Source organism: Gelidibacter gilvus, assembly GCF_004115975.1.
In the GTDB taxonomy this organism is placed as follows: domain Bacteria; phylum Bacteroidota; class Bacteroidia; order Flavobacteriales; family Flavobacteriaceae; genus Gelidibacter; species Gelidibacter gilvus.
On the sequence record NZ_SDDZ01000005.1, the window covers coordinates 223,962 to 238,690 of the forward strand.

Annotated in this window: 7 protein-coding genes; all 7 read right to left on the reverse strand. The window is 40.1% G+C overall.

Going from position 1 to position 14,729, the window contains the following annotated elements; genetic code table 11:
• Positions 1 to 15: 15 nt before the first annotated feature.
• Positions 16 to 3,372, reverse strand: coding sequence for a glycoside hydrolase family 2 TIM barrel-domain containing protein (locus ESZ48_RS10825; RefSeq protein WP_129017500.1), 3,357 nt, complete (start codon positions 3,370 to 3,372; stop codon positions 16 to 18).
• 237 nt (positions 3,373 to 3,609) lie between these two features.
• A complete protein-coding gene (locus ESZ48_RS10830) occupies positions 3,610 to 4,788 on the reverse strand; it encodes a PNGase F N-terminal domain-containing protein (RefSeq protein ID WP_129017501.1) in 1,179 nt (392 codons plus the stop codon).
• Between the two features lie 106 nt (positions 4,789 to 4,894).
• A complete protein-coding gene (locus ESZ48_RS10835) occupies positions 4,895 to 7,096 on the reverse strand; it encodes a GH92 family glycosyl hydrolase (protein ID WP_223266420.1) in 2,202 nt (733 codons plus the stop codon).
• Between the two features lie 20 nt (positions 7,097 to 7,116).
• Positions 7,117 to 9,450 (reverse strand): GH92 family glycosyl hydrolase, encoded by a 2,334-nt coding sequence (locus tag ESZ48_RS10840; RefSeq protein ID WP_129017503.1) that lies wholly within the window; start codon positions 9,448 to 9,450, stop codon positions 7,117 to 7,119.
• Between the two features lie 215 nt (positions 9,451 to 9,665).
• Positions 9,666 to 11,012 carry an alpha-L-fucosidase gene (locus tag ESZ48_RS10845; RefSeq protein ID WP_129017504.1) on the reverse strand — a complete coding sequence of 449 codons (1,347 nt, stop codon included), beginning with the start codon at positions 11,010 to 11,012 and terminating at the stop codon, positions 9,666 to 9,668.
• 2 nt (positions 11,013 to 11,014) lie between these two features.
• Positions 11,015 to 13,348, reverse strand: a complete 2,334-nt coding sequence (locus ESZ48_RS10850; RefSeq protein ID WP_129017505.1) for a glycoside hydrolase family 20 protein — start codon at positions 13,346 to 13,348, stop codon at positions 11,015 to 11,017.
• A gap of 357 nt (positions 13,349 to 13,705) precedes the next feature.
• The gene (locus tag ESZ48_RS10855) at positions 13,706 to 14,725 is read right to left on the reverse strand and encodes an isoaspartyl peptidase/L-asparaginase family protein (RefSeq protein WP_129017506.1); all 1,020 of its coding nucleotides are present in this window, start codon (positions 14,723 to 14,725) and stop codon (positions 13,706 to 13,708) included.
• Positions 14,726 to 14,729: the final 4 nt, after the last annotated feature.

The following is a 14,729-nucleotide window of genomic DNA, read 5'->3' on the forward strand; positions in this document are numbered from 1 at the left end:
TTTCCTCTCACACAATTATTTCAGATTTCCATACAATTTACTCCAAGCGATAAACGCTTCCTCAGAGCCATTTTTGAATGGAATCAAGTAAAAACTATAAGCATGTTTGGATTCGCCTTTCATTTGGTATTTATCCATCGGTTTTCCTCCCCAACTGTTATCACCTGCTAATCCGCGTTGTCCTAAATCAATATTTAGCTGAACCAAATCCTGCTCCTTAATATCATTGATATGCTTGGACGCATTGATCTGCGGAATCCCATCCGTTTTAAATTCGTCTTCCAAAACATCAGTACCGCTATAAGCAATGCCGGAAGTGGTGTCAAAATCCTCATTTGGCATATGCAAAGCGCCAATACCCAAACCTTGCAGTTGATTTGCTGCAACGACTAATAAACCGTTATTATTGGCATCAGAAAACGCTGTCCAACGCACATCAACCTTATACCCGTTTTCTTGCGGACGCACATAAGGCACGTATTGATCTTTTACTTTAGACTCATACAAACCAATAAACGCAGAGGCTTTTCTGTCTTGATAATTTTCCCATGGACCACGACCAAAAAAGCTCATGTTCTCGTATTTTTTTGGTATTTGCATCCGCATGCCCACACGAGGAATATCGCCCGAATAATTGGTTTCATTGAGCGTATTATCGATTTTGACCACGCCATTTCCAAATATGTGATACTGTGATTCAAATGTCGTATCCACTCCTGGTAAATTGTAAGTCACATCAATAGTGACGCTACCATCTGCATTAGACTTAGAAGTCAATTTGGAAACTTTCATGAATAGTGACGCTTTTTTCCATTCGATGTTTTTGGCTTGCATCTGGCTACCGAAGTCATTATCGGTTGGAGCACGCCAAAAATTTGGTTTTGGGCCATTGCCGTCTTTCAGCAGTTCATTGCCTTCAAAAACATAGGATGTGATTTGTCCTTTTTCTTTATCGAACACCAAGTTTAGATTCTGGTTTGAAATCTCAAGATTGTTTTTCGAATCCTTAATTTTCAAGGTTCCTGTATTACCGATCTCGGTAATTTCCTTTTTATACTTTTCAGATAAAGGAATTTGCTCGTGGGCAACTTCAAATCCTTTTGGAAGCAGTCCCCAAGCAGCTTTCGTCTTTGCTGAAATTTCAACGAAATATTCGGTGTTTTCTTTATAATCGACGTCTTTCAAAGGGATTCTAATCAGTTTTCCTGTATGGGTTTCAACCGAAATAGTCTCAAATGGAATTGTTTTTAAAACTTTCCCATCTGCTTTTATTTCTGCCGTAAAATCGAAGTGTTCCAAATCAGTGAAATCATATAAATTCTCAAGTAACACGCGTAATTCATCATGGCGATTGATGCCCATTTCTTTAAAGTTGATGAATTCGTGCACTTTTTTAACCTCGTGTAAGGCGGGTTGCGGTGTACGGTCAGGAAACACAATTCCATTATTCAAAAAGGAATTGTCTGACGGCATATTTTCGCCAAAATCTCCTCCGTAGGCATAAAAACGTTCGCCGTTTTCATCAGTTTTCCAAATGGACTGATCGACCCAATCCCAGATAAATCCACCTTGCAGATTGTCATATAATTCAATGATGTCCCAGTATTCCTTAAAATTCCCGGTACTGTTCCCCATCGCGTGCGCATATTCACTCGGAATATAAGGACGGTCTGTTTTGGTTTTTCCTATCATTTCAAAAGTTGCCGGCGTTGGATATTGGGGTACTAAAATATCCGTATTGGAATCCATGTCCCAAATGCTGCCGTCATAATCTTTATAAGGACGCTCATATTGCACGGGACGTTTCGATCGGTCATTCTTCTTCATTTCGTCATAGCCTTCAAAGAAATTTACACCGTTTCCGGCTTCGTTCCCCATCGACCAAATAATCACAGAAGCATGATTTTTATCGCGTTTTACCAAACGCACCATGCGATCCACATGTGCATTTTCCCAACTTGGCTTCTTTGCCAATGAATATTTGCCGTAATACATGCCGTGTGATTCTATATTGGCTTCATCAACCACATACAACCCATACTCATCACAGAGTTCGTAAAAGCGTCTTTGTTGTGGATAATGGCTCAAACGCACCGCATTGATGTTGTTTTCTTTCCATAGATGAATGTCCCTCATCATCAATTCTTCATCCACAACGTGCCCGGTTTCGGGATTTGCTTCTTGGGTATTCACACCTTTTAAAGTAATCCGCTGCCCATTGACCAACAGCAAACCTTGCTTAATTTCAACAATTCTAAATCCAATTCTAGACGTGGTCACCTCAAGCGTTTTTCCTTTTTGATCTTTTGTTTCAATCAGAAGCGTGAATAAATTTGGATGTTCTGCACTCCATTGTTTAACGTTTGGAAGCGTTGCAGAAAATGCAATCGGATCATTATTTGAGATTTTTGCCGCAAATGACTTGCTCTCTGAAGCGACTATTTTATGATCAGCATCCAATAATTTATAAGAAACAGTACCATTGGTCGTTTTCGAAAGATGATTTTCCAGATCTACATAGAGTTCAAAAACACCATCCTTATAAGCTCCGTCCAAAATGGAAACCACTTCATAATCCTGAATTCTTACTTTTGGCTGCGCATAGATATAGACACTACGCTCAATTCCGCTTATTCTCCAGAAATCCTGACATTCTAAGTATGATCCATCCGTCCATCTAAAAATTTGAATGGCGATTTTGTTTTTACCCGGTTTTGCTGCTTCGGTAATATTGAATTCCGCTGGCAATTTACTGCCTTGGGAATAGCCAATATATTTACCATTAAGCCATACAAAACCTCCCGATTTCATGGCGCCAATATGTAGAAAGATTTCTTTACCGTCCCAATCCTTATCAATCGTAAAATCACGGACATAAGTACCTACGGGATTGTATTCGCTGGGAACTTTTCCAGGATGTGCAGGATAAATTCTGTCCACAAATTCCATATCATCAGCAACCGGCGCTTTATAATCGGCAAACTCATATTGATGATTGACATAAATTGGAATACCATAGCCTTCCACTTCCCAGTTGGATGGCACTTTGATATCATCCCATGAGGAAACATCCTCAGATGGATTCATAAATGTTGTTGGTCGATCAGCAGGATTTCTTACCCAATTGAATTTCCAAATCCCATCCAATAATTGATGGTATTTTGGCGTATTGTTCAAGGCATCCTTTTCTGAAGTAAACGAAGTAAATGAAGCGTGAGCATCCATTTTGTTTTCGCTAATTACTGATTCGTTCATTATATAATGCACGTAATCCGTTATCGGATTTTTTTCTTGGGCATTAACTTTTAAAACCGCAAGAAATACAAGGACGATTTGAACGGCTACAGACGTCGATTTTTTTAAAATTTTCATAAGAATTTATATAGAATGCATAATTAAACTTTTAATAATCATTTTCACTATCAGCAGTTTTAATAGCCAAAAGCATTCGTTTTTGGACTGAATGAGCAACGATTATTACTACAATGAATGCCCTAAATTTAAGCAATATTTCATCAATAGTATTATGTAGGACATATTAAATCTACGAAAACGGTTTCGTGGATTTACTATTTAAAAGGGTATAAAAACCTATAATTAAGGAACTTTTTATTCGTAAGTCAAATACGCCGAAACCAGCCAATGGTTTAATTTATCACCCTCAACAGGCGTCGCCGGGATTTTAATTTTGATAGCATGATCACCAGCTTTCAAATTACCTAAATCTACTACCATTGGTTCCACAAATGACCCAGGGCACCAGTTGGAACGTGACAAATCTGAAGATGCAATACGCTCTTCAATTTCCTTAATTTCATATTTTCTGGTTTCAGAACTTATATAAGACGCCGAATCTTTCTTGATCCACACGCCCGAAGTTGGATTGAAACGTCTAAAAGAGGCACAATCATCACGCCACGGAATGGTATCCAATACCAATTTGCCATCAAAATAGACACTGTTTTTGATTTTGATAAATTCATCACCACCGCTGTGCCCACCGTGGCCTGTTGTGATATAATGTAGCTTTACGTTTTTTGCATTCTTTTTTAAATGAATGGTTTGCTCTAAATCTTTATGGGCGAAATTATCCGGTATTTGCTGTCCGCCAACATACGGAATCGTATTTACTAGTGGTATCACGGAAACTTTTTGTTGTTTTCTGTCGGAATAGGTCAATTCCATATCAAAGTCATAGCCTTCGGCAGTCCAAGTGTCAATCCAAACGCCCACATAAAATGTACCGGTGACCAGACTTTCCAAATCGGTAATGTCATGTTCCCAAACCACTTGTTTTTCCCATGAAGGGATATAAACTGGTTTTCTATATTTCACTTTGTTATCACTGTAATGTCCTACGCCAAATGGGGTCATAAATCGCATTAATTCTACCACTGGATTATAGCTTTTACCGGTGACAAATCCGGCGTATTTATCATCCACATAAGAATCTGATGGGAATTTTTCGTCTTTTTCCGCAATGGAAAGAATGGAGAGTTTCTCTGGATCGGTGACCACAAAGCAAGATCCGGACTTATCCCAACGATCGCCAGCGGAACGTACAGTCAATTTGATTTTCACATCAGTTCCATTTGCAAATGTGGGCACGGTCACTTTTTTGTAGACCAAACGTCCGTCCATTAAGCTGACGGCTTCAGCATCCGTACCTTTTTCACCACTAAAATTTAGAGGTTGTTTTTCAAAGACCTTGTAAGTTGATGGATTTTGTGCGTAGACCGAAACGAACGTGGCTAAAAGGAATGTTATGAGGAGGGATTTGAGTTTCATTTTTAAAATGTTTATTAGTTTTTAGTTTTTGAAATTGTGGTTAAGACCTACAAGGTTTTGGAAACCTTGCAGGTCGCGGGAAACTTGCAGGTCTCCGTAACATTATTTATTCCAAAATGATTTTTAGTATTTTAGCGTTTACCAATTCGTCATGGCTAACAAAATAACCTTTGTGTTTTTTACCGTTGATTAGAATTTGTTTGATTCGACCTTTTCCAACTTTTTCAATGACCAATTCCTTGTTTTTATAGTATTTGGAATCTAATTGAATAGTGATTTTATCGAACAGTGGCTTTGTAATGGTATATTTTGGATCGCCCGGAGAAACAGGATAGAAGCCCATCATTGAATAGACTGCCCAAGCCGACATGGTGCCGGTATCGTCATTTCCAGGAAGACCATCGGCCGTGTTTTTAAAATGTTTCCTGACAAGTTCTTCAACCATTTTCTGACTGCGCCATTCTTCACCTTTCACATAATTGAAAAGATACGGATACGCAATTCCCGGCTCGTTGGCCATATCAAACTGCTTGGTGTCAAAAATCTTTTGCAACTGATCCGTAAAGCCTTTATTGCCACCCATCAATTTAATTAATCCAGGTACATCATGCGGAATCATAAACGAATATTGCCATGCATTCCCCTCAATAAAACCAACGTTTTCAGCAAAATTAGCGCCCTCATTTGGGTCGAAAGGTTCGTACCAATCGCCATTTTGCAATCTTGGTCGCAACATTTTTAAATTTTTATCGAAGAGCTTTTTATAGGATAAGGAACGGTTTTGAAATCGCTTATAATCGTCTTTTTTGCCCAATGCATTTGCCAATAAAGCGATGGCGTGATCGGCAGCATTATATTCTTGGGTCGTAGAAACCGAACCGCCATGATCGGTGGTGACATAGCCTTTTTCGATATAATCTTTTAGACCTGGTCGCAACGGATTATTCTCGATCTGATCAGCACTTTTTAACATGGCTTCGTAAGCTTTTTCAACATCAAAATCCTGAATCCCTTTCAAATACGTATCGGCAATGACAATACTTGCAGGATCGCCTACCATGGTAAAAGTTTCGGTGGAATTCAATTCCCATTTTGGGAGCCAGCCGTTTTCATCGTACATATCCAACATACTTTGGATCATATTTGATTGTTGCTTCGGATATACTAGCGATAATAACTGATGCACATTTCGATAGGTATCCCACAAAGAAAACACGGTATAACGCGTGCCCTTGGTGTTCCCAATTTCACCGGTTTTAATTTCAGGGTAATCGCCATTCCAATCGTTTAAAGTATTGGGATGGATTTGAGTGTGATACAATGCCGTGTAAAATATGGTCTTATCTTCCTTGGTGCCACCTTCCACTTTGATTTTGGAAAGCGTTTCATTCCACGCGTTATGAGTTTCCTTATAAACATCTTCAAAGGATTTGCCCCCAGTTTCCTGTTCTAAGTTTTCGCGTGCGTTTTCAATACTGACGTAACTCACGCCAATTTTAACCTCAATGGTTTCTGGTTTGTCAAAGTTATAGCTGAAATAACTTCCAATACTATCGCCCACCACCATTTTGGTCGACTTTTCCATGAGTCGCGTTTTTCCATTATACCCCATCCATTGCGCTTCCACACCTTCATAAAGTGCAGGTTTTTTCCATACTCCAAAATTGGCCGCAGGCTTGGAAAATTTCGCCACAAAATAGACGGGATACGCCGCCTCTGGACTGTTATAACAAAACGATCCAACTGAACGCATGCCTTGAATTTCAGTATCAGATACTATTTGCACCATGGCGCCTTCTTCATTGGTCAGTCCAATGCCCAAATTCAATAGAATATTGGCTTGCCCTTCCGGAAAGCTGAATTTGCTCACGCCTACTCTGGTCGAAGCGGTAAATTCTGCTCTGACGTCGTATTTGTCAATTTGTGTACTGTAATAGCCAGCCTTGGCCAGTTCGTTTTTATAGGTGGAACCATATTTTAAATGATCCGTTTCCAGATCGCCCGTGGTTGGCATCAGCAGTAAAACACCTAATTCTGGGCAGCCTACGCCACTTAAATTGATATGACTGAACCCCGTTAAAAACGTATTTTCATGCACATACGGATTGGACAGCCACTGACTGTCTTTTTCCAAAGGCAAGTTTTGTGGACCAGCAACATTGAATGGACTGATGCTTGCCATGCCTCTTGGAGCAATGGGACCAGGATAAGTAGCGCCATAATTGGAGGTGCCAATAATTGGATTCACATAATCGGCGGGCTCTTCTTGTGCGACAACTATAAAATTGCCACAAAAAATTATGAGCATAAGGAATGATCTAAATTGTTTCATTTTTTAGGTTTGTTTTTTGAGGTGCTTAAGGAAAACGGCACACTATCAGTAGCAGTTGCCCACGTTTTACTTGGCGTATTGCCCATATTAAATTCTAATCGTCCTCCATTCTGGAGTGCATCAGATTTTAAAAAGGTATGGTTATAAGGTTTTCCATTTAATTCAGCACTCTGAATATAAATATTGGCTTCTGAATTGTTTTTGGCAGTGATTTCAAAGGTGTTTCCGTTTTCCAAATGCAGAGTTACTTTTTTAAACAACGGACTTCCAATGACATATTCATCAACACCAGGTGTCACCGGATAAAAGCCCAAAGTACTGAACACATACCATGCGGATGTTTGTCCGTTATCTTCATCACCGCAATACCCATCAGGCGTGGCTGAATACAATTTTGACATCACATCCCGGACTTTTTCCTGTGCTTTATACGGTTGATTGGCGTAATTATACAGATAGATCATGTGTTGAATGGGTTGGTTGCCATGCGCATAATTCCCCATATTCACGATTTGCATTTCTCTAATTTCATGAATGGTAAATCCGTAATAGGAATCATCAAATTTTGGTGGCATTTCAAAAACCTCATCCAATTTACCAACAAATTGATCTTTCCCACCCATTAAATCGATCAGACCTTGGATGTCATGAAATACAGACCAAGTATAGTGTAAGCTATTACCTTCCGTAAACGCATCGCCCCATTTTAAAGGATTGAACGGACTTTGGAAACTACCATCCTTGTTTTTTCCTCGCATCCAATTGGTTGAAGGATCGAACAGGTGTTTATAATTTAGGGATTGCTTGTAGTATTTTTTAGCGAGTTTCGGTTGACCCATTTTTTCTGCCATCTGGGCAATGGTGAAATCGGCGTAAGCATATTCTAAAGTTCTTGCGGCATTTTCGTTGATATCCACATCGTAAGGCACGTAGCCTAATTGATTGTAATAAGTCAATCCCGCTCTTCCTACGGAATTTACGGGACGTCCATCAGGCATGGTAGCGTTTTTCAAAACCGCTTCCAACAACACCTCAGCATCCATATCTTTGGCACCTTTTAGATAGGCATCTGCAATAATAGGCGCTGAATTGGAACCTATCATCACATCACGATGGCCCGGACTTGCCCATTCTGGCAGCCACCCCGATTCTTTATAGGTATTGGCCAAGCCTTCCATAATCTTGCCGTTGAGCTCCGGATACATCATATTAAAAAATGGAAAAACTGCTCTGAAGGTATCCCAAAATCCGTTATCGGTAAACATATAGCCCGGTAAGACTTCACCATTATACGGACTATAATGCATGACGTTATCATTCACATCATACTCATAAAACTTCCTTGGAAACAACAACACGCGATATAAAGACGAGTAGAAAGTTCTTAGATTATCGATATGATCATCTTCAATTTGAATTTTATTCAATTCGGTTTCCCAAGCGTGTTTTGCTTTTTCCTTGGTATTTTCAAATGAATCAGTTCCAATTTCTCTCAAGAGATTCAATTGTGCTTGTTCAGGACTTATAAACGATGATGCCACTTTCACATGAACGACATCTCCCCTTTTCGTTTTAAATCCGATGATGGCACCCACATGGTCGCCTTTGCTATTGGTCGAATTTTCCACTAATTGCCAACCATCTTTCCAAGTGTGATTGATTTTAAAGTCCGTATCAAATACGGCAATAAAATAATTATGGAAATTCTCTGGAACTCCACCATGATTATTCCTCGCATAGCCAATGATTTTACGCTCTTCCGGAATGATTTTCACCATGGATCCTTTATTAAAAGCATCGAGGATGATATAGGAGTTTTCAGATTCTGGAAAGGTGAATTTAAAACTGGCCGCTCTTTCTGTAGGAGTGATCTCAGCCACCACATCATAATCGGCTAAATACACCGAGTAATGATAAGGCGTTACAGTTTCTGCCTTATGCGAAAACCAAGATTCCCGATCATCTTCTTGAAATTTTAAATCGCCCGTCACCGCCATCAATGAGAAGGCTGCATAATCATTTACCCACGGACTTGGTTGATGGGTCTGTTTAATACCGTGGATCTTGTTTTCACGGTATTTATAAGTCCAACCATCGCCCATTTTAGAGGTCATTGGTGTCCAAAAATTCATGCCCCAAGGCGTGGCAATGGCGGGATAGGTGTTTCCATTGGATAAATCAAAGGATGAATCTGTTCCCATTAAAGGGTTTACAAAATCCACCAAATCCTTACTGGCGATGTAGGCGTTGTTTTGTGCCTCTATATGTGCATTACCAAATATGAAAGCAAGCAAAAACACCAATGAATATTTAACCATCATTTTTGACATTATTTAGTCAGTTTAAAGTGCCGACAATTTCATCTTCAGCTATTGACTTAGGACTCTTTGGCGTAAGACGTAGGGCGAAATGTCTATCATTTCAAAATACGTTTCTTCCAAAACAAAGAAAGTCAAATGTCTTTAAGTCCTAAGTCTTGATTCTTGGTTCTATTAGCGACTTGTGCTGAGCGCAGTCGAAGTAAGCAGTCTTGATTCTACTTTTTCTAATTCAACTCCACCGCCTGTCCATGACCTCGGTATAATTTCAAAGGATCTTCCAACTCAACTTCTAAAATAGTCACATTGGCATCCAAATTCTTTACTTGAGGCACTTCAATTCTTAAAATTCCAGGAATATTATTCCACGCAGCACCACCATTTCTTTCAAAACTGAGTTCTTGACCGTTTCCAACAACTTTGATGGATTTTACTTTATTTTGAATCCCTTTTAATGAGATGTAATTATTAGGGGTATCAAATAATGCCAAATAAATTTTGGTCTCGTCTTTGTTCAATAGTGTCGGTCCATAAAAATGCCCGTAAGGCAAACCTGCTTTAGAATTGAAAACTGCCAACTCGTGTTTTCTCACCCAGTCGCCCAAAGCTTCCAAACGTTCCATTTCCATGTCGCCAATAGTACCGTCAGGTTTTGGCCCGATGTTTAATAACAAATTCCCGCCAGAAGCAATCACCTCAACAAAAGTCCTGATGATTTGTGATACGGGCTTGTAATTGGTATCTGATGGGAAATTCCCCCAATTATCATTCATCGTCATACAAAATTCCCATGCGCCATCAGGTCTTACAATGGGCACGCCTTGTTCTGGGGTGCTGTAATCACCATAAGTTTTCAATCTGGAATTGACAATCACTTTCGGGTTCCATGCCAACAAAGTATCTTTTAAGGATTCCGCTTGCCAGGCTTCACTTGATTGTTCCCAATCGCCATCAAACCAATATAAATCTGGTTTATATTGCGTGCTCAACTCTTTTAACTGATCATGATTAAATTTAAGAAACCTTTGCCATGGTGACAATTGATTTTGATTTTTCTGCGGATAATTCTTTCGGGTATCAGGTCGTGGAAACACCACGTCATAATCAGGATGCGACCAATCGATCAACGAATAGTACAACCCAACTTTTAAATCTTCTTTTCTTAAAGCATCCACCAATGGACCTACCAAATCGCGTTTTGCCGGTGTTTTTTCCACAACATTAAGTTTACTGACTTTGGTATCCCATAAGGCCACCCCGTCATGATGTTTTGTGGTCAAGACCGCATAACGCGCCCCAACTTTCTTGAACAATTTTGCCCAAGCCTCTGGGTCGTAATTTTTGGCGGTGAACTTCTTCCCTTGCGCCATATAATCGTCATAGGTAATTTGCTTATGATACAACGACCAGGACTCACCAATGCCATTGACGCCATAATAACCCCAGTGCATAAAAATGCCGAGTTTAGCATCTTGAAACCACTCCAAACGTTCTTCTTTTGTTAGCTTTTCTTGTGCCGTAGCTTGATTGGCCACTAAGAAACATAGGACTGCTACAATTTTAAAATATCTCATATCTAATTAATTATAATTTCATCAACAAATAACCATACACCACCAACAGCTCCAGGAAGTTTTTCCAGACTTTCAGCAACTACTTTTACATACCTTACCGATTGCTCTTCAAAAGATATTTTAAAATCTTTTAAATCGGATGCCGGATTTTTAGCAAATGCTCTTTTTTCAACGCCTACATTTTTAAACGTTTTACCATCGTTAGAAACATAGACGCTTACGGCAGTTGGGAAATAAATTCCAGGGCCTTGATTTTCTAAGGTGCCTACAAGCACTTCATGAATGGGCATCTCCTCGCCCAAGTCTACCACGGCTTCCATCCCTTTGCCCAACCACGCTTGCCAACGGCCATCTTGGAAGTTTTTGGTGCCTCGTAAGGTATTGACCATCCCAAACTCGCCATCACCTTGGTAACGATCGTCATAAACTTCTTTAAACGTCACCTTTTTACCTACGGCTTTATGAAATGCGACCGTCGTGTTAAACGGCACGCCAACCGCTTTGTCTTCTTTAAACAATGACGCATGGATGGTTGTGGTCTTATCTATTTTTAAAGGTTCGGTGTATTTTATCGCCTGGTCTGAAAGTTGGTCTTCATTTAATGAATAGCGAATATCTGCATCGGTAAATTCATTTTTCAAGCTAACAGACGCTTCTTTGGTATCCATATCTATTTGTACGTCGGCCATGACCAGGTAAGCACTCTTCGCGTAATTGATATCTAAATACTCATAACGTTCGAAAAGTGTTAAGATTCGTTTTGAAAAATCGTCCCAATCTCTTGATTCCTTAGGACTCCAAACGGCTTCAGACAATGCCGCCAATCTTGGATAGATCATGTATTGAGAATGTGCTGCCGTTTTAATTTGCTCCGACCATACATTGGCCTGGCCGCCCAAAACGTGTTTGGCCTGCTCCGGTGTCATCGTTTCTACAACAGGGTCAAATTCGTAAACCTTGCTTAAAGGAATATAACCACCCCATGCTAAAGGCTCCTCATTTTGTGGCCCTTGATAATAATCAAAATACATATAAGAGGTGGGCGTCATAACCACATCATGGCCTTGGTCTGCTGCTTCAATACCGCCTTCAAAACCTCTCCAGCTCATCACCGTAGCCTCTGGAGCCAAACCACCTTCTAAAATTTCATCCCACCCGATCAGCTTTCTATCGTGTGAAGCAATAAAACGTTCCATTCTTTTGATAAAATAGCTCTGTAATTCATCCACGCTGGCCAAACCTTCATCTTTCATTCGTTTTTGACAATGTGGACATTTTTCCCAATTGGTTTTTGTAGCCTCATCACCACCAACATGGATATATTCCGATGGAAACAATTCCATAACTTCCAACAGGACGTTTTCCAAAAACTCAAAAGTCGATTCCTTTCCTGCACAATAAATTTCTGTGATTGGCCAAACCCCACCCGATGGCACACCAATAGGTGTTTCAAAACAGGACAATTCCGGATAGGCTGCAATGGCACTCATTACGTGGGCCGGCATTTCAATTTCAGGCACCACTCTTACGCCTTTTGATTGGGCATAGGCTACAATTTCCTTGATGTCTTCTTGGGTATAGAATCCGCCGTAAGTGGCATCATCTTCCGGTGTTGTCACACGACGGCCATCCCAGTGGGAATCTTCTTGATCGTTTCTGAATCCACCGATTTCAGTAAGTTTTGGATATTTTTTAATTTCAATTCGCCAACCCTGATCGTCCACTAAATGAAAATGAAACACGTTCATTTTGTGCATGGCCAACATATCGATGGTTTGTAGAATATATTCCTTTTCGAAAAAATGACGCGCGACATCCAAATGCAGACCTCTCCATTTAAAACGAGGCTCATCTTTTATGGTCAGATTTGGAATGATCCAGTCGGTATTTTTTACAAGGTCCTTACTTTCAATTTGGGTTGGCAATAATTGCCTGATCGATTCCAATCCATATAAAAATCCTGAATAGGTCTTTGCTTTTATGGTGATTTTTTTAGAATTCACAACCAGCTCGTAGGCCTCATCATTTAAATTTTCATCAACAACAAACTCGATAAAATTTGTTTGAGGTGCCTTTTCTGAAATTCCCAAAGTCCATCCTGCGGCACTTTTAAATTTATCCGATAAGGTGGAAAAGATTTCTTTTTGCGAAGCATCGGAAATCACAAATTGCGTTTGGTCATTAAACTCAAAAACGCCATTTCCCAATTGCAAGCTTACTGGTTTGGGGATGATGGCAATATCAGCTTTTGTAAAGACTTTAGTCTCTTTTTTTTCTTGGCAGGACGCAGTAATGACTATGAGAATCAGCACTACCAAGTTTTTAAATACATTCATTTTCATAATTTTAATTTATTGTGCAGAGATGTCGCCCCGATGGGGCTTACAACCTTACCTAATTTATGCTACAAAGATGTCACTCCTAAGGAGCTATTAATAATTCGTTATTTCAATACTACAAGGATGTCGCCCCGATGGGGATAATAATACTCACCTATTTATTGCTATTAATAGGTCGCTCCTCTGGAGCTTTTGATAATCCACTATTTCAATGCTACAAAAATATCGCTCATCCTATCCTAGCCCATCCGTAGTTTAATTGTACGCTCTAATAAACTCTCTCTCTGCCCTTGACATTCAGGCGGGCTTCGGAGAGGTCGGAACTGCTTTTTCGGCAGTTCCGGGTGAGGCTTCTTATTCCTCCTCAGCCATTTTAAATGTGGCATCTTCCATGCGATTGCCGTTGGCTTCATCGTATATGGCGTAGTTGAATCCAGAACGCAAACTGTAACCAGCATGCTCGCCATTTTTGTTCAGGGCGATAAATCCAACTTGCAAATATTCCATGTCCTTATGGTTTTTATGCTTGTTATAAATTCGTTCTACGATTTCCTTGCAGGCTTCAAGTGGCGATTTCCCTTGACGCATCAATTCCACCACCATGGCACTTCCTGCAGTTCTAATCACCGCTTCGCCCAAACCTGTGGCGGCAGCTGCGCCTACTTCATTGTCTAGAAACAAACCTGCACCGATAATTGGCGAATCGCCTACACGACCGTGCATTTTCCAAGCCGCACCACTTGTGGTACAACCTCCTGAAATATTCCCGTCTTCATCAATGACCAACATCGAAATCGTATCGTGATTTTCAATGTTGATGACGGGTTTATATTTGGATTCTTCCATCCATTCTTTCCAGTCTTTTTCTGATTCTGGGGTCAGTAAATTTTCTTCTTTAAAGCCTTCAGATAATGCAAACTGAAGGGCACCCTCTCCAGATAACATGACGTGGGGTGTGTTTTGCAATACTTTTTTCGCTACAGAAATAGGATGTTTGATGCCTTGTAAAAATGATACAGCTCCACAATCGCTATTATGATCCATGATACAGGCATCTAAAGTTACTTTTCCGTCTCTATCAGGAAAACCGCCGTAACCTACACTTCTCACCTCTGGATCTGCTTCAGGGATTTTCATGCCCGCCTCAATGGCATCCAAAGCCGATTTTCCGTTTTTTAATTGCTTCCAAGTTTCCTCGTTGGCCGGTAAACCGTGGTTCCAAGTGGAAATCACCAATGGTTTCACTGCTTTTCTATTTGGCACAGTGGCAGCGACCGTCGGTTCTTTACTGGTTAAATTATTACAACTCAGCACTGCAGTAACTCCAATAGTTCCTAAGGCTGCTTTTTTAATAAAATTTCTTCTGTCTGACATTCAG

Bases quoted from the DNA above. Each gene is read 5' to 3' on its own strand.
- ESZ48_RS10830 (WP_129017501.1), bottom strand. From the start codon at position 4,788: ATGAAACTCAAATCCCTCCTCATAACATTCCTTTTAGCCACGTTCGTT.
- ESZ48_RS10835 (WP_223266420.1), bottom strand. From the start codon at position 7,096: ATGCTCATAATTTTTTGTGGCAATTTTATAGTTGTCGCACAAGAAGAG.
- ESZ48_RS10845 (WP_129017504.1), bottom strand. From the start codon at position 11,012: ATGAGATATTTTAAAATTGTAGCAGTCCTATGTTTCTTAGTGGCCAAT.
- ESZ48_RS10855 (WP_129017506.1), bottom strand. From the start codon at position 14,725: ATGTCAGACAGAAGAAATTTTATTAAAAAAGCAGCCTTAGGAACTATT.
- ESZ48_RS10825 (WP_129017500.1), bottom strand. From the start codon at position 3,372: ATGAAAATTTTAAAAAAATCGACGTCTGTAGCCGTTCAAATCGTCCTT.
- ESZ48_RS10840 (WP_129017503.1), bottom strand. From the start codon at position 9,450: ATGTCAAAAATGATGGTTAAATATTCATTGGTGTTTTTGCTTGCTTTC.
- ESZ48_RS10850 (WP_129017505.1), bottom strand. From the start codon at position 13,348: ATGAATGTATTTAAAAACTTGGTAGTGCTGATTCTCATAGTCATTACT.